Raw genomic sequence first — 22,311 nt, 5'->3', positions numbered from 1 at the left:
CTACTTCAGCTGATCCGCGGTGTAGTAGCCGCTGTCCACGAGGACCTTCTGGTAGTTGGTCTTGTCCACGATCACCGACTCGAGCAGGTACGACGGCACGACCTTCTTGCCGTTGTCGTAGTCCTTCTCGTTGTTGACCTGGGGCTTCTCGCCCTTCAGCACGGAGTCGGCCATGGTCACCGTGGTCTTGGCCAGCTCACGGGTGTCCTTGTAGATCGTGGAGAACTGCTCGCCCGCGATGATCGACTTCACCGACGCGACCTCGGCGTCCTGGCCGGTGACGACCGGGTACGGGTTGCCGCTGGTGCCGTAGCCGCTGCTCTTGAGCGCGGACAGGATGCCGATCGACAGACCGTCGTACGGCGACAGCACGCCGTGCACCTGGGCACCGCCGTAGGTCGACGTCAGCAGGTCCTCCATGCGCTTCTGGGCCGTGGCCGGGTCCCAGCGCAGGATGGCGACCGTCTTGAAGTCGGTCTGGCCGCTCTTGACCACCAGCGTGCCCTTGTCGATGTGCGGCTGGAGCACCGACATCGCGCCGTTGAAGAAGAACGTCGCGTTGTTGTCGTCCGGCGAACCGGCGAACAGCTCGATGTTCAGCGGACCGGTCGCGGTGCCGGGGGTGCCGTCGGCGTTGAGCACCTTCAGGCCGGTCAGCAGTGACGTCGCCTGCTGCACGCCGACCTTGAAGTTGTCGAAGGTGGCGTAGTAGTCGACGCTGTCGGTGTTGCGCAGCAACCGGTCGTAGGCGATGACCGGGATGTTGGCGTCCTGCGCCTGCTGCAGCTGCGACGTGATCGCGGTGCCGTCGATCGAGGCCACGATGAGCAGCTTCGCGCCCTTGGTGATCTGGTTCTCGATCTGGTTGGCCTGCGTCGGGATGTCGTTCTCGGCGTACTGGAGGTCGACCTTGTAACCCTTCTCCTCCAACGCCTTCTTGATGTTGTCGCCGTCGTGGATCCAGCGCTCGGACGACCGGGTCGGCATCGTGACGCCGACCAGGGCGCCCTCCGTGGAACCGGTCTGCTGGTCGACGGTCTTCTCCGCCGACCCGCAGGCGGCGAGCGCCATCATCAGGCCGGCCGCGGTGACGGCGGCGATCCGCGGAAACCTCATTGTTTCTCTCTCTCCCATTGGCGGTGATGAGCGCGTGACCTGCTAGCGCAGGCCCTGCGCGAGACGGAAGTACGCCTGGTTCCAGCGCAGGCGGTCGCTGAACGACGCGGTGGTCGTGTCCCGGTCGATGACCACCAGCTCGGTGTTCACCATCGTCGCGAAGTCGCGCAGCGTGTCCGAGCCCACGGCCTGCGTCATCACGGTGTGGTGCGGGCCGCCCGCGGTCAGCCACGACTCGGCCGAGGTGGACAGCGACGGCGCGGGCTTCCACACCGCGCGCGCGACCGGCAGGTTCGGCAGGGGCTCATCCGGCGGCACGACCTCGACCTCGTTGGCCACCAACCGGAACCGCTCGCCCAGGTCGGCCAGGCCCACGACCACGGCGGGACCCGCCGCCGCGTCGAACACCAGCCGCACCGGGTCCTCCCGGCCGCCGATGCCCAGCGGGTGCACCTCGCACGAGGGCCGGTCGGCCGCGATGGTCGGGCAGACCTCCAGCATGTGCGCGCCCAGGATCTTCGGCTCGCCCGGCCCGAAGTGGTAGGTGTAGTCCTCCATGAACGACGTGCCGCGGCCCGTGCCCGCGCCCATCGCCTTCACCGCGGCCAGCAGGGCGGAGGTCTTCCAGTCGCCCTCGCCGCCGAAGCCGTAGCCGTCTGCCATCAGCCGCTGCACGGCCAGGCCCGGCAGCTGCCGCAGCCCGCCCAGGTCCTCGAAGTTCGTGGTGAACGCGCCGAAGCCGCCCTCGGTGAGGAACCGCCGCAGCCCGGCCTCGATGCGGGCGCCGTAGCGCAGCGAGTCGTGCCGCTCGGCGCCCTTGTGCAGCTCGGGCGCGAGCCGGTACACGTCGGCGTATTCGGCGACCAGGACGTCGATCTCGTCCTCACCGACCGCGTCCACCAGCTCGACCAGGTCGTTCACGCCGTAGGTGTTCACCGAGACGCCGAAGCGCAGCTCGGCCTCCACCTTGTCGCCCTCGGTCACCGCGACGCCGCGCATGTTGTCGCCGAAGCGGGCCAGCTTCATCCCGTTGAGGTGGCTGTAGCCGGTCGCGGCACGCACCCAGCCGTCGATCCGGTCGGCCACCAGCGGGTCGCTCGCGTGGCCCGCCACGGTCTTGCGCGGCACGCCGATCCTGGTCTGGATGAACCCGAACTCGCGGTCGCCGTGCGCGGCCTGGTTGAGGTTCATGAAGTCCATGTCGATGGTGGACCACGGCAGGGCTTCGTTGAGCTGGGTGTGCAGGTGCAGCAACGGCTTGCGCAGCGCGTCCAGCCCGGTGATCCACATCTTGGCGGGCGAGAACGTGTGCATCCACGCGATCACGCCGACGCACGAGGGGTCGGTGTTCGCCGCGAGCATCACGTCGCGGATGGCGGTGGTGTCGGTCAGCACCGGCTGCCACACCACCTCCGCGGAGAGGCGGCCCGACTCGGTGAGCATCCGCTGGATCTGCTGCGACTGCCGGGCGACCTGTTCGAGCGTTTCCGGGCCGTAGAGGTGCTGGCTCCCGGTCAGGAACCAGACCTGCGGCTTCCCAGCAGGCGACATGCGGGTCTCCCCTCGTGGGCTCATTGCCCGTAGACGTTCTGGTAACGGGCGTACAGGCTGTCGACGTGGTGCTGCTCGATCGGCTTCGGCGTGCCGAGCTGGTGTGCGAAGTGGACGGTGCGGGCCACGTCCTCCAGCATCACGGCGGCCTTCACCGCCGCCCGCGCGTCCTTGCCGATCGTGAACGGGCCGTGGTTGCGCATCAGCACGGCCGGGGACCGGCTGTCGCGCAACGTCTCCACGATGCCCTGGCCGATCGAGTCGTCACCGATGAGCGCGAACGGGCCCACGGGGATCTCGCCGCCGAACTCGTCGGCGATCATCGTGAGCACGCACGGGATCGGCTCGCCGCGCGCGGCCCACGCCGTGGCGTACGGAGAGTGCGTGTGCACCACGCCGTTCACCTCGGGCATGTGCCGGTACACGTAGGCGTGCGCGGCGGTGTCGGAGGACGGCGAGTAGTCGCCCTCCACCAGGTTGCCGTGCAGGTCGGTGACGACCATGGCCTCGGGGGTGAGCTGGTCGTACGACACCCCGGACGGCTTGATGACCATCAGGTCCTGGCCGGGCACGCGCGCCGAGACGTTGCCCGCGGTCCAGATCACCAGCTCGTAGCGGGTCAGCTCGCGGTGCAGGTCGGCGACCGTGCGGCGGAGGTCTTGGATGACGGACACCGGACTACTCCCCCTTGGCGGCGCGGCGACGCGCCTTCAGCCGGTGCATGACCTCGTTGGCGCCGCGGCCGAAGTAGTCGTGCAGCTCCTGGTACTCCACGAACATCCGCTCGTAGGCCTCGACGTTGGCCGGGATCGGCAGGTACACGCCCCGCTTGACCGAGCCCATCGCCTGCGCGGCCGCGTGGATGTCGGCGTAGGCGTCCGCCGCCACGGCCGCGTGCATCGCCGAGCCGAGCGCGGGACCCTGCTCCGAGCCGATCACCGACAGCGGCAGGTTGGTCACGTCGGCGTAGATCTGCATCAGCAGCGGGTTGCGCAGCAGGCCGCCCGCGATCACCAGCTCGGTGACCGGGATGCCCGCGTCGGTGTAGGAGTCCACGACCACCCGCGTGCCGTAGGCCGTGGCCTCCAGCAGCGCCCGGTAGGTGTCCTCGGCGCGGGTGGCCAGCGTCTGGCCGACGATCACGCCCGACAGCTCGTGGTCGACCAGCACCGAGCGGTTGCCGCTGTGCCAGTCCAGCGCGATCAGGCCGTGCTCGCCGATGCGCTGCTGCGCGGCCAGCTCGGTCAGCAGCTCGTGCACCGTGATGCCGCGCGCCTTGGCCTGCTCGTGGTACTCCGGCGGCACGTTGTGCTCGACGAACCAGGCGAAGATGTCGCCCACGCCGCTCTGCCCGGACTCGTAGCCCCACAGGCCCGGCACGATGCCGCCGTCCACCACGCCGCACATGCCCGGCACGTCGGCCAGCACGTCGGCGTTCATCACGTGGCACGTGGAGGTGCCCATGATCGCGACCATCTGGCCGGGCTCCACGGCGCGGGCGGCGGGCGCGGTGACGTGCGCGTCGACGTTGCCGACCGCGACCGCGATGCCGGGCCTGAGACCGGTCCACCCGGCGGCCTGCTCGGTGAGCCCGCCCGCCCGGTCGCCGAGCTGGCCGAGCTGGTGCTCCAGCTTGTCGGAGACGAAGTCGGCGAAGTCGGGGTTGAGCGCGGACAGGAAGTCCGCGGACGGGTAGCCGTCCTGGTAGATGCCCTTGTAGCCGGCGGTGCACGCGTTGCGCACGTAGGTGCCGGCCAGCTGCCAGACGATCCAGTCGGCGGCCTCGACCCAGTGGTCCATCGCCGCGTAGACCTCGGGGGCCTCCTCCAGCAGCTGCAGGCCCTTGGCGAACTCCCACTCCGAGGAGATCAGGCCGCCGTAGCGGGGCAGCCAGCCCTCACCGCGCTGCGCGGCCAGGTGGTTGATCCGGTCGGCCTGCGGCTGGGCCGCGTGGTGCTTCCACAGCTTCACGTACGCGTGCGGGTTGTCGGCGAACTCGGGCAGCTCGTTGAGCGGCGTGCCGTCGGACTTGACCGGGACCATCGTGCACGCGGTGAAGTCGGTGCCGATGCCGATCACGTCGGCCGGGTCGACCCCGGCGTCGGCGAGGGCCGCGGGCACCGCGTGCCTGAGCACGTCGACGTAGTCCTGCGGCACCTGCAACGCCCAGTCCGGGGGCAACGGGCGCCCGTCCGGCAGGGCCCGGTCCAGCACCCCGTGCCGGTAGTCGTGCACCGCGGTGCCGAGTTCGAGGCCGTCGCGCACCCGCACGACCACCGCGCGGCCGGACAACGTGCCGAAGTCGACACCCACCACCAATGGATCGCTCGCCATGGTGAGCAGTGTTATCGCTAACATTCACGGCGTCAAGACCTGCCCGCAACGTGGTCTTAAGTCGTTAGTGAGCGTGCACAAAACCTGGTGTTCAGCGGCGTGCGCGCACCTCGCGGTCGCACACCTAGCCTAGGCGTCTTCGGGGCGTGCGCGGGACCGCAGATGCGCGGAGACGGCACGAAAATGTTGCGGGGTCCTTCGACGGCCCCGGCGCGGGAGGCGGCACGGCGCTGTGCCACGTGCCCGTCGTCAGGCCGCGGGCGGCGCGACGCTGTCCCGCTTCACCAGGGCCGGCGGGACGTTGCGCTGCGGGGCGCCCACGTCGCCGTCGCCGACCTGGGCCAGCAGCAGTTCCAGCGTCTCCTTGGCGACCGCGTGGAAGTCGGGCCTGATGGTCGTCAGCGGCGGGATGAAGTAGGCCGCCTCCGGCACGTCGTCGAAGCCCACGATGCTCACGTCGTGCGGCACGCGGCGGCCGCGCTCGCTCATCGCGCGCAGGATGCCGAGCGCCAGGTGGTCGTTCGCCGCGAAGATCGCGGTGACCTCCGGCATGCGGGCCAGCATCTGACCGGCCCGGTAGCCCGAGGCCGCGCTCCAGTCCGCGGGCACGACCGGCGGCACCTCCAGGCCCGCCGTCTCCAGCGCCGACCGCCAACCCCTTATGCGGCCGAGGCTGTCGAACCAGTCGGACGGGCCGGACACGTGCCACACCGTGCGGTGGCCCGCTTCGAGCAGGTGGGTGGTCGCCGCGAACGCGCCCGCCGCCTGGTCGACCGTCACCAGCGGGGTGGAGCGCTCCGGGTCGCCGTCCACGGTCACCAGCGGGATGCCGGCGGACACGTCGCCGACCGCGTCGTTGGCCGACGCGGTCGGCGCGATGACCACTATCCCGGCGACCCGCTGGTCGCGGTGGCGTTCCACGGCGTCGGAGATGGAGTTGCGGTCCAGCACGTTGACCCGGCCGACGCTCACCGCGAACCCGGCCTCGGCCGCCGCCGCCTCGAACGCGGCCAGCAGCGACGCGGGGCCGTAGAGCGTCGAGTTCTGCGCCACCACCCCGATCAGCTGGGACCGGCCGGTCACCAGCGCCCGGGCCGCCTTGTTGGGCCGGTAGCCCAACTCCGCGATGGCCGCGCGCACCCGCAGCCGGGTCTGCTCCCGGACGTTCGGGTGCCCGTTGAGCACCCTCGACACCGTCTGGTGCGAGACCCCGGCGAGCCGGGCGACGTCCGTCATCGCGGGATCGCGCGAGGTCTTGTGCTCCACTACCGCCCCATCTCCCCTGTCGACACTGCAGCCTGCGAACTCGATGTTAGCGATAACACACCCTGATCACCGCTGAGGTGCTCAAGACCCATTGTCCACCAGGGACCGTTCCCACCAGCGCAGGGACGCGGTCCGACCACCCGGAATGTCGCGCGGCGGGCGCCGCCGTCACGGGAACGCCGCCCGCACGCGGTCCAGCTCGGCCTTGGTCACCGGCAGCACGGTGCCGTGCCGGGGTCGGCTGGGCAGCTCGTAACCGGTGGCCAGGGTCCACCGGCCGGACGCGAGGTCGGTCGTCTCGAACGGCACGTAGCCGCGGCCGCCGAACTCGTCGATGAACAGGTACCAGCGGTCCTCGGTGTTGGACTTGAACACCGTCGGCCCCTCACCCTGGCGGATGGAGCCCTTGCCGATGCAGTCGGCGACGAAGTCGTACGACGTGTCCCGCAGCTGCGTCGACTTCTCGGCGAGGATGAACTTGCTGCACGGCGTGGTGGACGTGTTGTTCCGCTCGTCCTTGGTGAACCGGTAGTACTCGTCGCCGTGCTTGATCACGGTCGAGTCGATCACCGAGTAGCCCGGGTCGACCCACACCTGCGGCTCGCTGAACGTGCGGAAGTCGCGCGTGGTCGCGTACAGCATCTTGTTGTAGGTGTTGCCCGCGTGGTCCGGGTCGTCCTCGGCGTAGAGCTTCGAGGCCCAGAACACCACGTACGCGCCGATCGACTCGTCGTAGTACGCCTCGGGCGCCCACGTGTTGCCCGCCGTCTCCGGCGAGACGAGCACGTGCCGCTGTTGCCCCCAGTCGACGAGGTCGGTGGACTCCCACACCTCGATGTAACGGCTGCCCTTGCGCTGCACCAGGTCCCAGTTGCCGTTTCCGTGCATCTTGAGGTCGGTGGCGATGAGGTAGAACTTGTCGCCCTCCGGCGACCGGATGATGAACGGGTCGCGCACACCCTTGTCACCCGAGGACGACGTGAGCACCGGGTTGCCCTGGTTCAGCTCGTCCCACTTGAGCGCGTCGTCACCGCGGCTGGCGGCGAAGTGGACCTGTTCGCCGGTGGCCGAACCCTCGCCGGTGAAGTAGCCGAACAGGTAGCCCTCGTAGGCCTGCTGCTCGGGCCGCGGCGTGACGGTGACCTTGAACTTCTTGCGGGTGGCCTCCTCGCCCGCCCGGATCTCGGCGGTGAGCTGCACCTTCACCGGCTTCTCGCCGAACGCGGGCCGCGTGACCTCGCCGGTGGGCGTGACGACCTCGGGCTTGTTGCTCTTCCACGTGATCGTGGTGCCGTGCGGGCCCGTGGCGGGCAGGGTGATGTTGCCGCGGATGTCGTCCTCGTCCCAGACGACCAGCGCGGCGTCGGCTTCGGCGACCTTCTCGTCGTCGGTGAGCTGCGGTCGCACGGTGACCTCGAAGTCGCGGGTCTGCCCGAACGCGGTCGCGGTGAGCGTCACCGTCGCGGACGCGCTGCCGGGTGCGGGACGGGTGACGGCACCCGTGGTGGACACGACCGCCGGGTCACCGGACCGCCAGGTGATCGCGGAGCCGTACGGGCCGGTGGTCGGCAGGGTGAGGTCGCCGGTGACGGCGGAGGTGTCGCCGAGGTCGATCGAGGCCAGGTCGCGTCGGCCCTTCTCGTCGTCGGCGACGAAGCCGAGCGCGTGCGCCTCGGCCGCGGTGAGCGCGCGGTCGTAGAGGCGGAAGTCGCGGACCGAGCCCTTGAGGTGGCGGTCGCCGCTGTAGACCGAGCGGCCGATGTGGTTGGCCGTCGTCGTGCCGCCGCCGATCAGGGCCGGGGTGATCGTCACGCCGGTGCGGCGGGCGACCTCGACGCCGTCCTCGTACAGCACGGCCGTGCCGCCGCCGAGCGTGTAGGTCAGCGTCTTCCAGACGCCCCTGGCGAGGTCGCGGCCCGCGGTGACGGTCTGCTCCGTCGACCAGTTGCCGGTCGCGATGGACGACCGGTAGGCGTTGCCGGTGGTGAACAGGTAGCCGTTGCCCGCGGTGCCCGAGGAGTTGCCGAGGCCGTACACGAAGTACGGAGTCGCCTGGTCGGGCGCGATGCGCACCTGAATCGAAACACTGACCTCGGTCAGTCCCCGCAGGACGTTGTCGGGCAGTTTGACGTGACCGTTCACGCCGCCCAACTGGAGCCCTTCAGCACCGCCCGGGGTGGCGTCGCCGATAACGGTTGCGTTGCGACCTCCGCCCGAGGTGTCGGCTGCGACGGCACCTTCGGTTTCGGTGAGGGGGTAGTGCAGCACGAGGCCGTCGGCGGCCGACGCCGGTGGTGCGCTCAGAGTCGCGGCGGCCACCACCGCGACGAGGCAGGCGACGAGGGTGCGTGGGCGATGACGAAGGGTGACCATTGGGCGTCGCTCTCGTCTGGCGCGCGGCGCGGGACCGCGGCTGTACAGGCATCGGGGTGGTGGGTGTGCTGAGTCACAGTCAGCAAAGTGAGCGCTAACATATGTCGGTGCTAACAAACGTGTCAAGGATGCAAAGTTGACGTTTCCGAGGGGTTGACGAGCCGATTGTGAGCGTTCACTCTTGTGGCCCAGGTGACCACCGTCACGCGGTTCGCCGCCCCGTCAGTGTCTCGGGTTCCCACGGAGGAAGACCAGTGTTGAAGAAGATCACGACCGCCGCCGCCGCGGTCCTGTTGGCCGCGTTGACCGCGTGCGGTTCCGGTGGGTCCGGGGACGCGGGTTCGTCGGGCGCCCCCAAGGCCAACGACGACGGCAAGATCACGATGGGCTTCGCCCAGGTGGGTGCCGAGAGCGGCTGGCGCACCGCCAACACCAAGTCGATCCAGGAGGAGGCCGCTGCCGCCGGGGTCGACCTGAAGTTCTCCGACGCGCAGCAGAAGCAGGAGAACCAGATCAAGGCGATCCGGTCCTACATCCAGCAGAAGGTGGACGTCATCGCCTTCAGCCCGGTGGTGGAGACCGGCTGGGACGCCGTGCTGCTGGAGGCCAAGCGCGCGAACATCCCGGTCATCCTGACCGACCGCGCGGTCGACTCGGACGACACGTCGCTGTACAAGACGTTCCTCGGCTCGGACTTCGTGGAAGAGGGCAAGAAGGCCGGCGAGTGGCTGAAGGCCAACGCGGGCGGCGCGAAGAACGTCGTGGAACTGCAGGGCACGACCGGCGCCGCGCCGGCGATCGACCGCAAGAAGGGCTTCGAGGACGCCATCGCGGGCACGGACCTGAAGATCGTGGCCACGCAGACCGGTGACTTCACGCGGTCGGGCGGCAAGCAGGTCATGGAGGCGTTCCTGAAGTCGGTGCCGCAGATCGACGTGGTCTACGCGCACAACGACGACATGGGCCTGGGCGCGATCGAGGCGATCAAGGCCGCGGGCAAGGTGCCCGGCAAGGACATCAAGATCATCACGGTGGACGCGGTGAAGGACGGCATGACCGCCCTGGCCGCCGGTGAGATCAACTTCATCGTCGAGTGCAACCCGCTGCTGGGCAAGCAGCTGATGGAGCTGGCCAAGAAGGTCGTCGCGGGCGAGGAGGTCCCGCCGCGCGTGGTGACCGAGGAGGGCACCTTCACCACCGAGCAGGCCAAGACCGAGCTGCCCAACCGCAAGTACTGATACCGCCGGTAGTGATCACAGACCGCGGTCCCCGCCACCCCTCCGGGTGTGGTGGCGGGGGCCGCGCCCAGCGTGTGAGGGGAGTTGTCCGGTGACCGTGCCGGTCGTGGACATGCGGGGCATCTCGGTGGAGTTCCCCGGAGTCAAAGCCCTGCAGGAGGTGGATTTCCGGCTGTTCCCCGGCGAGGTCCACGCGTTGATGGGCGAGAACGGAGCGGGCAAGTCCACGCTCATCAAGGCGCTGACCGGCGTGCACCCGCTCGCGGCGGGCGAGATCCGCTACGCGGGCGAGCCGGTGGCGTTCACCGCTCCCGCGCAGGCGCAGGCCGCCGGGATCAGCACGGTGTACCAAGAGGTCAACCTGTGCGCGAACCTGACCGTGGCGGAGAACATCCTGCTCGGCCGCGAGCCGCGCAAGTTCGGCCGCATCGACGGCCGGCGGATGCGCGCGCGGGCCGCGGAGCTGCTCGCCCGGATCGGGTTGCACATCGACCCGGGTTCGGTGCTGGAGAGCCACCCGATCGCCGTGCAGCAGCTGGTCGCGATCGCGCGGGCGGTGGCGGTGGACGCGCGGGTGCTGGTGCTGGACGAGCCGACTTCCAGCCTGGACGCCGACGAGGTCGCGGAGCTGTTCCGGATCATCCGGGTGCTGCGCGACGAGGGTGTCGCGGTGCTGTTCGTGACGCACTTCCTGGAGCAGGTCTACGAGATCTCCGACCGGATCACGGTGCTGCGCAACGGCCGCCTGGTCGCCGAGCACCCGACCGCCGCGTTGAGCCGGATCGACCTCGTGTCGGCGATGCTCGGGCGTGAGATGGGCCTGCTGGAGGAGATCGAACGCCGCTCCGGCACGCCGGGCCAGGCGTTCCTCGTCGCCGAGGGGGTGGGCCGCAAGGGCTCGGTCGCGCCGTTCGACCTGGAGATCCGGTCCGGTGAGGTCGTCGGCCTGGCCGGGCTGCTCGGCTCCGGCCGCACGGAGGTGGCGCGGTTGCTGTTCGGCGCGGACAAGGCCGACTCGGGCCGAATCCTGGTCAACGGCAAGCCGCTGCGGCTGACCGGGCCGCGGGCGGCGATCGAGGCCGGGGTCGCGTTCTCCTCGGAGGACCGCAAGGCCGAGGGCATCGTGGCCGACCTGAGCGTGCGGGACAACCTGATCCTGGCCATGCAGGCGGCGCGCGGCTGGGCGCGGCCGGTGCCGCGCAAGCTCGCCGACGAGCTGGTGGCCAAGTACATCGAGCTGCTCGACATCCGGCCCGCCGACCCGGACCGGGCGGTGGGCAACCTGTCGGGCGGCAACCAGCAGAAGGTGCTGCTGGCGCGGTGGCTGGTGACCCAGCCGAAGCTGTTGATCCTGGACGAGCCGACCCGCGGCATCGACGTGGGCGCGAAGGCCCAGATCCAGAAGGTCGTCGCCGACCTGGCCGCGGAGGGCATGGCGGTGCTGTTCATCTCCGCCGAACTGGAGGAGGTGGTGCGCGTGTCCGACCGCGTCGTGGTGATGCGCGACCGGCAGAAGGTGGCCGAGTTGGACGGTGACGTGGGCGTGGACGACGTGATGGCGCTCATCGCCGGCGGCGGGGACCACGGTGTCGACCACGGTGTGGAGAAGGCGGTGGCGTCGTGAAGAACCGACTGCTCTGGCCGGTGCTGGCACTGGTCGCGCTGCTGATCCTGAACGTGGTGGTGACGCCGACGTTCTTCTCCCTGCGGCTGCAGGACGGGCACCTGTACGGCAGCCTGATCGACATCCTGCGCAACGGCGCCCCGACGCTGCTGATCGCGTTGGGCATGACGCTGGTGATCGCGACCCGGGGCATCGACCTGTCGGTCGGCGCGGTGGCGGCGATCGCGGGCGCGGTGACGTGCACGCACATCGCCGCCGGCGGCAACCCGTGGGTGGCGATGGGCCTGGCGCTGGCGCTGTGCGCGGTGCTCGGGCTGTGGAACGGGTTCCTGGTGTCGGTGCTGGGCATCCAGCCGATCATCGCCACGCTGGTGCTGATGACGGCCGGTCGCGGTATCGCGATGCTGATCACCGAGGGCCAGATCGTCACGGTCGACTCGCCGGTCTACCGGCAGGTGGGCGCCGGGTTCCTGGTGCTGCCCATCGCGATCCTGATCAGCCTGGCGGTGCTCGGGCTGGTCGCGCTGGTGACCCGGCGGACCGCGCTGGGGCTGCTGATCGAGTCGGTCGGCGTCAACCCGTCGGCGTCGCGGCTGGCCGGGGTGCGGGCGCGCACGATCATCTGGACGGTGTACGTGTTCGCGGCGCTGTGCGCGGCCGTGGCCGGGTTGATGATCAGCTCGAACGTGAGCGCGGCGGACGCCAACAACGCCGGCCTGTGGATCGAGATGGACGCGATCCTGGCCGTCGTCATCGGCGGCACGTCGCTGGCCGGCGGCCGGTACTCGCTGACCGGCACCCTGCTCGGCGCGTTGATCATCCAGACGTTGACCACGACGGTCTACACGATCGGCATCAAGCCGGAGATCACGCTGGTGTTCAAGGCGGTCGTGGTGATCGCGGTGTGCCTGATGCAGGCACCCGTCCGGGTCCGTGTCGGTGGTCGGGTTCGTGGGAAGCAAGGGGTGCCCGCGTGAAGGAGACAGTGGTGGTCGCGCCTGAGGTCGGGGCGGTGCCCGCGAAGTCGCCGGGGTCCGCGTCGCGGTCGGCCCGGTCGCGTGGCCGGGTGAACGTGCCCAAGCGGTTCCTGCCGGTGATCGCGACGTTCGTGGTGTTCGTGGCGACGTTCGGCGTCGGCTCGGTGCGCTACGAGGGGTTCGCGTCCGGGCAGGTGATGGCGAACCTGTTCATCGACAACGCGTTCCTGATCGTGCTCGCGGTCGGGATGACGTTCGTGATCCTCACCGGCGGCATCGACCTGTCGGTCGGATCGGTCGTCGCGCTGTCCACGATGATCGCCGCCGCCGCGCTGCAAGCCGGGTGGCCCGCCTGGCTGGTCGTGATCACGGTGCTGGCCACCGGGTCCGGGCTGGGGCTGGCGATGGGGTGGGTGATCCACCGGTTCGGCGTGCAGCCGTTCATCGTGACCCTGGCGGGCATGTTCCTGGCCCGCGGCCTGTGCTTCGTGATCAGCGTCGAGTCGGTGTCCATCAAGGACCCGACCTTCCGCGACCTGGCCACCGGCTCGATCGAACTGCCGGGCGGGGTGACCATCACCTACGGCGTCGTGATCGCGCTGGTCGCGGTGCTGGCGGCGGTGTACGTGCTGCACCTGACCCGGTTCGGGCGCACGGTGTACGCCGTGGGCGGCAGCGAGACGTCGGCGCGGCTGATGGGCCTGGCGACCACGCGGGTGAAGATCGGCGTGTACGTGATCAGCGGGTTCTGCTCGGCGTTGGGCGGGTTGCTGTTCAGCCTCTACATGCTGTCCGGCTACAGCCTGCACGCGGTCGGCATGGAACTGGACGCGATCGCGGCGGTCGTGGTGGGCGGCAGCCTGCTGTCCGGCGGCGTCGGGTTCGTGATCGGGTCGGTGGTGGGCGTGCTGGTGCTGGGCACCATCCAGACGCTGATCTCGTTCGAGGGCACGCTGTCGTCGTGGTGGACGAAGATCGTGATCGGTGCGCTGCTGCTGGCGTTCATCGCGTTGCAGCGGATCATCGTGCGGCGGACGTAGAGCACTTTCGAGTCCCAGGGCCCGGCGGGGCGAGCACCCGCCGGGCCCTCGGCGTCTGTCAGGTGGTTTCCCAGCCGGCCAGCAGGTCGGCGGCTTCCCTCGTGCGCGGGTGGTTGGCGCCCTGCACGGCGGACATCTCCGCGAGGACCGCGCGCAGTTCCTCGACGGCCTCGTCGGTGTGGCCGGCGCGGTGGAGCAGGTGGGCTCGTTGCTGTCTGGTCCGCAGTGCGCGGGGGTGGTGGGGTCCGAAGGTCCGCTCCACCTCGTGGCGCAGCGCGGTCAGGTCGTGCAGTGCCTCCGGGTCGCCCGCCATCCCCTGCCAGAACACCAGGTTCGAGCGGTAGGTCAGGGTGGTCGGGTGGGTTTCGCCCAGGGCTCGTTCGGCGTCGGCCGTGGCGGTGGCGAACTCGGTGATGGCCCGGGGCAGGTCGCCGGCCTCGGCACGCCAGTAGGCGAGGTTGTGGCGGGCGATGAACGTGTCGTGGTGACCTCGGCCGGCGACGGCTTCCAGGCCGTCGACGGCCTGCTGGAAGGTGGCCACGGCGGTGGGCGCGTCGCCGGTCTCGCCGATCCAGCGGCCCAGGCCCAGCAGGGCGCGCAGGGTCTGCTTGTGGCGCGGGCCGAGTTCCCGGCTCAAGGTGCCGACCAGGTCCTCCGCGGCGGCACGGGCGGCGGTGAGGTCGCCGGACAGGCCGAGGCAGAGGACCCGGTCGTCCTCGGCGACGACGCGGAGCGGGTGGGCGGCGGGCAGGTCGCAGGAGTCGATCAGGGAGGTCAGCTCGGCGAGGGCCTGCTCGATGAGGCCGGTCTCCAGGCGGTAGGTGGCCTGGTGGAACCGTGCCCAGAGGGTGTCCTCGTCGGCGGGGCCGAGGGTTCGTTCGGCGGTGGCGCGGATCTCGGTGAAGTGGGTGAGCGCGGTCCGGGGATCGCCGAGGTCCCCGATCGCCTTGGCCACCTGGGTGCGCAGTGCGATGACGTCACGCGGATCGGTGGCCAGGGCGAGCAGCTCCGCGGCCACCTCGCGGGCGGCGGCGGGGCGGCCGACCTCGGCCAGGTACTGGCCCAGGCGGCGCAGGACGGGGTGCATGCCGCCGGTCCACAGGTGCTCGCCGGCGACGGTCCGGAGCACCTCGGCGTTGCGGTAGAGGGCGGCGGCGGTGTCCGGGTCGGCGGTCGACCACTCGCGTGCGATCGCGTCGGCGGCCTTGACGGCCGGTGGGGCCAGGTCGGGGAGCAGGTCGCGGGCGGCCCGTTGGACGAGGGCGTGCGCCTCGACCCGGCCGTGGTGGGTGACGAGGTTCAGCCGGTGCAGCGCGCGCAGTGCGGGGAGGTGGCCGGCGAGCAGTGACTCGGGGATGCCGTCCGGGGCCAGCACGGAGATCAGGCCGAGCACGTCCCTCGCGTCGGCGGCCAGCGCCCCGGCCCGTTCCACGGCCAGCCGGACGGTGCCCGCGACCGTGTCGTGGTGGTCGTCGGCGGGCGAGGTGGGCGGGAACAGGTCGGCCACGCGCCGGCGGCGGTCGGCCAGGAGGTCCAGGTAGGTGGGGACGTCGGTGCCGCTGTCGATGAGGAACGCGGCGGCCTGCGAGAGCGCCAGCGGGAAGCGGCCCAGGGCGTCGGCGAGGGCGGCCAGGTCGGCGGGGTCGTGGCGCGGGTCGACGGAGAGGCGGGCCGACAGGTAGCCGGTGGCCTCGGCCGCGGTGAACATGCCGACGGTGACCACCCGGGCGTCCGGGCGCAGGAGGGACGCGTCACGGCGTTGCGTGGTGATCAGGGTCCGGCCGTCACCCGCGGGCCAGAGGCCGGACAGCTCGGTCGGGTCGTGCACGTCGTCCAGCACCACGAGCCAGGACGTGGTGGTGGAGCGCAGCCAGGCGAGGAACAGGTCGGCCTGCGTCTCCTCGTCGGCGTCGGCGGCCTTGGCCAGGGCGCGCCAGGCGCGGGCGTAGCCGGTGAGCACGGACTGCCTCGTGCGGGCACCCACCCAGACCAGCACGTCGGCGCCGGCGCGGTGGAACGCGGCGGTGGCCAGCTGGGACTTGCCGACACCGCCCGGTCCGGTGAGCAGCACCTGGCGGAGGTCGGGCTCCCGCAACGCGGTGTCGATCGCGTCGGCCAGGTCCGGCCGGTCGCGCAACGCCGCCGCGTCGCTCGGTGGCCGGCCGACGACCACGCGCCCCGATTTCGGCGTGGCGCGGCGGTCCCGGTGGGCGGCACGCCACAGGTCGCGCAGCTCGGTCAGCTTCGGCACGCCGCCGGTCGCCATGGCCACCGCCAGCACCACGTCGAAGTCCCGGGGCACGGACTGGCCGCCGACCCACTCCCCCAGCCGCCGGGCGTTCACCGCCACCCGCCTGCCGGACGGCAGCACGACCGCGCTCGCCCGCCGGGCCAACGCCTCGTCCGACACGTCGGGTAACCGTTCCCGCAACCGCGCCAGCGCCTGCGCGAGCGCCGCTTTCGGGTCGCTCACCGCCACCTCCAGATGATCACGCAGTCTAGTGCTCGCCGACCGGCACCCGATCCCCGCAGCGGCCCGGAACGGGGATCTGCGCACCGCTTCCCACCTGCGTGAACGCTCGCGGGCCGGTCAGCGGGGCCGGCGGCGCGGCTAGCGTGCGACCGCAGTCGAGCGGAAGGAGCGGACGTGACGGGACAGAACGGGAACGGTGCGGTGGTGTGGAGGGTGCTGCTGCTCCTGGGGGTGCTGGTGAACGGCATCGGCCTGGTGGCCGGGATCCCGTTGCTGCCGCTGGTCGGCGCACCGCTCGCGATCGCGGGCCTGGTGGGCCTGCTCGCCGCCCGGCGCAAGGCGTCCTGACACCCACTACGCCGCACGACGACGAAGGCCGCCCCGCTTCCGGGGCGGCCTTCGTCGCGTTCGGCCGGTTGGCGCAACGGTCGGGGCGACGAGGCGCGGACCGTTGACTTTCCGGAGAGGGCTCTGCAACGCTGCGATCCGGTTACGCAAGAAATCGACAACTGTGCGGAACTTTGCGACAAGATCCCGGAATGCCCTAACGAGAAGGGCCAGCACGACGATGTCAACGACGACACGACCACGCCTCGCCGCCTCCCTGATCGCCCTGTCCCTCACCGCGTTCACCCTGAGCCCCCCTGCCGCCCAGGCCGCGCCGTCCGCCGGGGTGCTCGACCTCGGCGCACCGACCCGCATCGACCAGGTCCGCCTCGCACTGCCTGACGACGAGGCCACGTTCTCCGTCCAGACCAGCCTCGACGGCAAGGGGTTCGCCACCCTCGTGCCGTCCGCACCGCGCGAGGGCGACCGCCAGACGTTCGACGTCGACCCCACGCTGGTGCGCTACGTGCGCGTGGACGGCGCGCCGGTGGAGGACATCGACGTCCGCGAAGCCGCCGCGGCCGCCCAGCTCGCCGCCACGTACACCGCGAGCAGCCACGCCGACGTCTACCAGCCGGCCAACGCCGGTGACGGCAACCAGGCCACCTACTGGGAGAGCGCCAACAACGCGTTCCCGCAGTGGCTGCGGGCCGACCTGGGCGCGGCGCTCAAGGTGGACCGGGTCGTGCTCAAGCTGCCGACAGCGGGCTGGGGCGCGCGCACGCAGACGTTGGCCGTGCAGCACAGCACCGACGGCCAGAACTTCGGCGACCTCGTGCCGTCCGCGCAGTACGCGTTCAACCCGACCGCGAACAACACCGTGACGATCCAGTTCACCGCCGCCACCACGCGGTACGTGCGGCTGCTGATCAGCGGCAACACGGCCTGGCCCGCCGGTCAGGTCTCGGAGTTCGAGGTGCACGGCCCGACCACCGGCGACACGCAGGCACCCTCGGCGCCCACGAACCTCGCCCACACCTCGCCGCAGTCCGGCCAGATCCGGCTGACCTGGTCGGCGTCCACCGACAACACCGGCGTCACCGGGTACGACGTGTACGCCAACGGCGCGCTGCGCACGAGCGTCGCGGGCACCGTGCTGACCTACACCGACTCCCAGCCGGACGGCCTCGCGGTCACCTACCACGTGATCGCCAAGGACGCGGCGGGCAACCAGTCGCCGCCGAGCAACTCCGTCACCCGGGCCGGGGCCACGGGCGCGAACCTGGCCAAGGGCAGGCCGATCACGGCCAGCTCCCACGTCTTCACCTTCGTGGCCGGCAACGCCAACGACGACGACGTGAACACGTACTGGGAAGGCGCGACCTACCCGAGCACGCTGACCACGCAGCTCGGCTCGAACGCCGACCTCAGCTCGGTCGTGCTCAAGCTCAACCCGGCGTCGGCGTGGGCCGCCCGCACGCAGAACATCCAGGTGCTGGGCCGCGAGCAGAGCGCCACCGGCTTCACCAGCCTGGTGGCCGCGCGCGACTACGCGTTCAACCCGGCCACCGGCAACACGGTCACCATCCCGTTGACCGGGCGGGTCGCGGACGTGCAGCTGCGCATCACGTCCAACACCGGCGCGCCCGGCGGCCAGGTCGCCGAGTTCCAGGTCTTCGGCGTCGCCGCGCCCAACCCGGACCTGACCGTGACCGCCACGTCGTTCACCCCGACCAGCCCGGTCGAGACGAACCCGATCACCCTGTCCGCCACCGTGCGCAACGCGGGCACCGCGGCGTCCGGCGCGACCGACGTGACGTTCTTCCTCGGCAACGACGCCGTGGGCACGGCGCAGGTCGGCACCCTGGCGGCCGGCGCGTCGGCCACCGTCACGGCGAACATCGGCCCGCGAGGCTCGGGTTCCTACTCCTACACCGCGAAGGTGGACGAGACGAAGAAGGTCGTCGAGCAGAACGAGGCGAACAACGCCCGCGTGCACCCGAGCGCGCTCGTCGTCACCCCGGTGCCCAGCTCGGACCTGGTCGGCGCGCTGAGCTGGTCGCCGAACAACCCGGCCAACGGCCAGAACACCACGTTCAGCGTGGTGCTGCGCAACGAAGGCTCGATCGCCACGGCCGCCGGTGCGCACGGCGTCACGCTCACGCTCGTCAACGCCACCACGGGCGCGACCGTGCGCACGTTCACCGGCAGCCACACTGGAGCGATCCAACCGGGCCAGTCGGCGCCGCCGGTCACCCTGGGCACCTGGCCCGCCGCGAACGGCAAGTACACGCTGCGCACCGAGGTCGCGGTGGACGCCAACGAGATCGCGGCACGCCAGGCGAACAACGTCAGCACGCAGTCGCTGTTCGTCGGCCGCGGCGCGAACGTGCCGTGGGAGCACATCGAGGCCGAGGACGCCGTCACCGCGGGCGGCGCGCAGAAGATCGGCCCGAACCGCACCATCGGCGACCTCGCCGGTGAGGCGTCCGGTCGGCGCGCGGTGACGCTCAACAGCACCGGCTCGTCGGTCGAGTTCACCACCACCGGCTCGACCAACACCCTCGTCACCCGCTTCTCCATCCCGGACTCGGTGGGCGGCGGCGGCATCAACGCCACGCTGAACGTCTACGTCAACGGGTCGTTCCACAAGGCGGTCGACCTGACGTCGCGGCACATCTGGCTCTACGGCAACGAGGCCCAGCCGGGCAACTCGCCGGGCGCGGGCGGGCCGCGGCACATCTACGACGAGGCGAGCGTGATGCTGAACGGCACGTTCCCGCCCGGCACGAAGATCAAGCTGCAGAAGGACGCGGCCAACACCACGAACTACGCCATCGACTTCGTGAACTTCGAGCACGCGGTGGCGCGGGCCAACCCCGACCCGGCCCGGTACCTCACGCCGACCGGGTTCGGCCACCAGGACGTGCAGAACGCGCTGGACCGGTTCCGCATGGACACCAGCGGCAACCTGCTCGGCGTGTACCTGCCGGCCGGTACTTACACCACGTCGCAGAAGTTCCAGGTGTACGGCAAGCCGATCCGGGTGATCGGCGCGGGACCGTGGTTCACCAAGTTCGTCGTGCCGACCACGCAGGAGAACACCGACGCGGGCTTCCGGGCCGAGCAGTCGGTGAACGGCTCGACGTTCAGCGGGTTCGCGTTCTTCGGCAACTACGTCTCCCGCATCGACGGCCCGGGCAAGGTGTTCGACTTCGCCAACGTCTCGAACATCACCATCGAGAACATCTGGGCCGAGCACATGGTGTGCCTCTACTGGGGCGCGAACACCGACTTCATGACCATCAAGGACTCCCGGATCCGCAACATGTTCGCCGATGGCATCAACATGACCAACGGCAGCACGGACAACCGGGTGGCCAACATCGAGGCGCGCTCGACCGGTGACGACAGCTTCGCGTTGTTCTCGGCGATCGACGCCGGTGGTGCGGACGAGAAGAACAACGTGTACGAGAACCTGTCGTCGTTGACGACCTGGCGCGCGGCGGGGCTGGCGGTGTACGGCGGGTTCCTCAACACGTTCCGCAACATCTACATCGCGGACACGTTGACCTACTCCGGTGTCACCATCAGCTCGTTGGACTTCGGGTATCCCATGAACGGGTTCGGGCCGGAGCCGACGACGTTCAGCGGGATCACGCTGGTGCGCACCGGCGGGCACTTCTGGAACGGGCAGACGTTCCCGGGGATCTGGATGTTCTCGGCCTCCAAGCCGTTCCGCGGCATCCGGGTCAACGACGTCGACATCATCGACCCGACGTACGCCGGGATCATGTTCCAGACCAAGTACACCGGGTCCGCGCCGGAGAACCCGATCCAGGACACGGTGCTGACGAACGTCTCCATCTCCGGCGCCCGGCTCAGCGGTGACCAGTTCGAGCACAAGTCCGGTATCGGCGTGTGGGCGAACGAGCTGCCGGAGGCGGGCCAGGGTCCGGCGGTCGGCTCGGTCACGTTCAACAACCTGCGGTTCAGCAACAACAACGAGAACATCCGCAACCGGACGTCCACGTTCACCATCACCGTCAACCCCTGATAGCGGGCGCCGCCCCGTCCCCCGGGGCGGCGCCTCCTCTATTGACGCGGTCTGGACCACCTGCGAAGCTTCCCCGCGAGAGCGCTCTCACACCTCTCCTCCCCCTGCACAAGGAGCTGTCGTGAGACTCATCGCGCAGTGTTGCGCGGCGGTGGCCACCGCCGCGCTCATCGTCCTGCCCGCACCGGCCCAGGCCGCCCCCGGCGACGCCCTGCACGCCGCCCTGGCCCGCGACCTCGGCTGGGACCCGGCGCGGGCCGCCGTGCACCAAGCCGCCGAGGCCGCGTCCGTCCCGGTCGAACACGCCTTGCGGGCCAGGTTGGGTGACCGCTTCGGCGGCGCCTGGTACGACTCCGGGCTCAAGGTCGGCATCGTGGACCCGGCCGACGCGAACGTGGTCCGGGCCGCCGGCGCGTCACCCGTGGAGGTGACCAGGAGCGAGAAGTCGCTGGCCGAGGGCAAGGCCCGGCTCGACCGGACCGCCGCGAGCCCGGACGTCCACTCCTGGTACGTGGACCCGACGTCCAACTCCGTGGTCGTCCAGGCCCGCACCACCTCGGCGGCCCGCGCCTTCGCCGGGCGGGCCGGTGTGGACGCCGTGCCGGTGGTGTCCGAGGCACCGCGCCCGCTGTACGACATCAGGGGCGGCGACCAGTACGTGATCAACGGCAACACGCTGTGCTCGGTCGGGTTCTCGGTGAACAACGGCGGTTTCGTCACGGCCGGGCACTGCGGTGGCACCGGTAGCCCGACGTTGGGCCACAACAACGTCGCCCAGGGCACGTTCGCCGGATCGTCGTTCCCGGAGAACGACTACGCGTGGGTGCGCACCAACAGCAACTGGACGCCCACGCCGTACGTGAACAACTACTCGGGCGGCAGCGTCGCGGTCGCCGGGTCGCAGGAGGCCGGCGTCGGCGCGTCGGTGTGCCGTTCGGGCCGGACCACGGGCTGGCGCTGCGGCACCGTCCAGGCGAAGAACGTCACCGTGAACTACTCGGGCCGGCTGGTCCACGGCCTCACCTCCACCACCGCGTGCGCCGAGGGCGGCGACTCCGGTGGCGCGTGGCTGGCCGGCAACCAGGCCCAAGGCGTCACCTCGGGCGGTTCGGGCAACTGCTCGTCCGGTGGAACGACGCTGTTCCAGCCGCTGAACGAGATCCTGAACGTCTACGGCCTCCAGCTCACCACCACGGGCGGCGGCAGCACGAGCCGGATCGTCGGCTGGCAGGACAAGTGCATCGACGTGCCGAACTCGAACGGCGCCGAGGGCCAACGCCTGCAACTCTGGGACTGCAACGGAACGGCCGCCCAGAACTGGACCTTCGCCGGCGACGGCACCATCCGCGCATTCGGCCTGTGCATGGACGTCGCCTGGGGCTCCCGCGACAACGGCGCGGCCATCCAACTGGCCCGCTGCTCGGGCAACCCGGCCCAGCAATTCGTCCTCAGCGCCGCCGGCGACCTCGTCAACCCCCAGGCGAACAAGTGCGTCGACGTCACCTCATGGGGCGGCACCGGCACACCGCTGCAACAGTGGGAGTGCACAGGCGGCACCAACCAAAAATGGCGCCGCGCCTGACCCCACCACCAGGCCCGCTGCGGGCGGGCTCCACCCTCCACCTCCCCACCCGCCCGCCCGCCCGCAGCCACCTGACCACCACCACCCACCGGCCAGCCGTCCGCCCACACGGCCGCCCGGCTCACACCCTCACACGGCCCTCCCCGCCGCACAGGCGGCCGCGCACCGCCGCCAACCGCTCCGATGGCCCCTACCCACGGGTAGGCGTGCCCGCGAGGGCGGGCGGTACGAGGGAGTCGGGCGAGAGGGCGAGCACGCTGTGCGCATCCCGCGGCGTTCCGCAAGCCCAGCAAGCGCGGGAGGTGCGCGGACACGGGCGTTTGGTGGGCGGGGTCCGCGCGTGGCGATGCGTG

The 22,311-nt window shown here is 70.7% G+C and carries 14 protein-coding genes; 7 read left to right on the top strand and 7 right to left on the bottom strand.

The annotated features are described in order from the left end of the window. The 6 genes from chvE to B0I31_RS25410 form a co-directional block, all read right to left on the bottom strand. Positions 1-1,116, bottom strand: a complete 1,116-nt coding sequence (gene chvE / locus B0I31_RS25435; RefSeq protein ID WP_106617873.1) for a multiple monosaccharide ABC transporter substrate-binding protein — start codon at positions 1,114-1,116, stop codon at positions 1-3. Positions 1,117-1,158: 42 nt separating this feature from the next. Further along, the gene (gene araA, locus B0I31_RS25430) at positions 1,159-2,667 is read right to left on the bottom strand and encodes an L-arabinose isomerase (protein WP_106617872.1); all 1,509 of its coding nucleotides are present in this window, start codon (positions 2,665-2,667) and stop codon (positions 1,159-1,161) included. Positions 2,668-2,687: 20 nt separating this feature from the next. Then, complete coding sequence (locus B0I31_RS25425; protein WP_106617871.1) at positions 2,688-3,341, bottom strand: L-ribulose-5-phosphate 4-epimerase; 654 nt, start codon at positions 3,339-3,341, stop codon at positions 2,688-2,690. 4 nt (positions 3,342-3,345) lie between these two features. Beyond that, positions 3,346-5,001 (bottom strand): ribulokinase, encoded by a 1,656-nt coding sequence (gene araB, locus B0I31_RS25420; RefSeq protein ID WP_106617870.1) that lies wholly within the window; start codon positions 4,999-5,001, stop codon positions 3,346-3,348. 249 nt (positions 5,002-5,250) lie between these two features. After that, positions 5,251-6,237, bottom strand: a complete 987-nt coding sequence (locus tag B0I31_RS25415; RefSeq protein ID WP_106617950.1) for a LacI family DNA-binding transcriptional regulator — start codon at positions 6,235-6,237, stop codon at positions 5,251-5,253. A 198-nt stretch (positions 6,238-6,435) separates the two neighbouring features. Continuing rightward, the gene (locus tag B0I31_RS25410) at positions 6,436-8,409 is read right to left on the bottom strand and encodes an immunoglobulin-like domain-containing protein (RefSeq protein WP_342751502.1); all 1,974 of its coding nucleotides are present in this window, start codon (positions 8,407-8,409) and stop codon (positions 6,436-6,438) included. Positions 8,410-8,894: 485 nt separating this feature from the next. Between B0I31_RS25410 and B0I31_RS25405 the strand changes: the two genes are divergently transcribed. From B0I31_RS25405 to yjfF, 4 genes are all read left to right on the top strand, one after another. Further along, the gene (locus B0I31_RS25405; RefSeq protein ID WP_106617868.1) at positions 8,895-9,878 is read left to right on the top strand and encodes an ABC transporter substrate-binding protein; all 984 of its coding nucleotides are present in this window, start codon (positions 8,895-8,897) and stop codon (positions 9,876-9,878) included. A gap of 112 nt (positions 9,879-9,990) precedes the next feature. Next, the gene (locus tag B0I31_RS25400; RefSeq protein ID WP_106617949.1) at positions 9,991-11,502 is read left to right on the top strand and encodes a sugar ABC transporter ATP-binding protein; all 1,512 of its coding nucleotides are present in this window, start codon (positions 9,991-9,993) and stop codon (positions 11,500-11,502) included. Beyond that, positions 11,499-12,479 (top strand): ABC transporter permease, encoded by a 981-nt coding sequence (locus B0I31_RS25395; RefSeq protein ID WP_106617867.1) that lies wholly within the window; start codon positions 11,499-11,501, stop codon positions 12,477-12,479. The genes B0I31_RS25400 and B0I31_RS25395 overlap by 4 nt, the downstream gene beginning before the upstream one ends. An 89-nt stretch (positions 12,480-12,568) precedes the next feature. Next, the gene (yjfF, locus tag B0I31_RS25390) at positions 12,569-13,519 is read left to right on the top strand and encodes a galactofuranose ABC transporter, permease protein YjfF (protein ID WP_106617948.1); all 951 of its coding nucleotides are present in this window, start codon (positions 12,569-12,571) and stop codon (positions 13,517-13,519) included. Positions 13,520-13,577: 58 nt separating this feature from the next. On the opposite strand, the gene B0I31_RS25385 is transcribed toward yjfF, so the two are convergent. Further along, positions 13,578-15,992, bottom strand: a complete 2,415-nt coding sequence (locus B0I31_RS25385) for a tetratricopeptide repeat protein (protein ID WP_146173930.1) — start codon at positions 15,990-15,992, stop codon at positions 13,578-13,580. Positions 15,993-16,166: 174 nt separating this feature from the next. Here B0I31_RS25385 and B0I31_RS40795 point away from each other — a divergent pair, with 174 nt between their 5' ends. From B0I31_RS40795 to B0I31_RS25375, 3 genes are all read left to right on the top strand, one after another. After that, entirely contained in the window at positions 16,167-16,340 is a 174-nt protein-coding gene (locus B0I31_RS40795) for a hypothetical protein (protein WP_181320371.1), read from the top strand. A gap of 220 nt (positions 16,341-16,560) precedes the next feature. Beyond that, positions 16,561-20,376 carry a galactose-binding domain-containing protein gene (locus tag B0I31_RS25380; protein WP_106617865.1) on the top strand — a complete coding sequence of 1,272 codons (3,816 nt, stop codon included), beginning with the start codon at positions 16,561-16,563 and terminating at the stop codon, positions 20,374-20,376. A 121-nt stretch (positions 20,377-20,497) separates the two neighbouring features. Next, positions 20,498-21,958, top strand: coding sequence for a ricin-type beta-trefoil lectin domain protein (locus B0I31_RS25375; RefSeq protein WP_106617864.1), 1,461 nt, complete (start codon positions 20,498-20,500; stop codon positions 21,956-21,958). Positions 21,959-22,311 lie beyond the last annotated feature (353 nt).

Origin of the sequence: Saccharothrix carnea (assembly GCF_003014735.1) — a bacterium.
Taxonomy (GTDB): domain Bacteria; phylum Actinomycetota; class Actinomycetes; order Mycobacteriales; family Pseudonocardiaceae; genus Actinosynnema; species Actinosynnema carneum.
This window is presented reverse-complemented; position numbering and strand designations above follow the sequence as displayed.

What these genes read in the sequence shown, in the direction of transcription:
- araA (WP_106617872.1), bottom strand. Translation starts at nt 2,667, where the DNA reads ATGTCGCCTGCTGGGAAGCCGCAGGTCTGGTTCCTGACCGGGAGCCAG.
- B0I31_RS25400 (WP_106617949.1), top strand. Translation starts at nt 9,991, where the DNA reads ATGCGGGGCATCTCGGTGGAGTTCCCCGGAGTCAAAGCCCTGCAGGAG.
- B0I31_RS25380 (WP_106617865.1), top strand. Translation starts at nt 16,561, where the DNA reads ATGTCAACGACGACACGACCACGCCTCGCCGCCTCCCTGATCGCCCTG.
- B0I31_RS25415 (WP_106617950.1), bottom strand. Translation starts at nt 6,237, where the DNA reads ATGACGGACGTCGCCCGGCTCGCCGGGGTCTCGCACCAGACGGTGTCG.
- chvE (WP_106617873.1), bottom strand. Translation starts at nt 1,116, where the DNA reads ATGAGGTTTCCGCGGATCGCCGCCGTCACCGCGGCCGGCCTGATGATG.
- araB (WP_106617870.1), bottom strand. Translation starts at nt 5,001, where the DNA reads ATGGCGAGCGATCCATTGGTGGTGGGTGTCGACTTCGGCACGTTGTCC.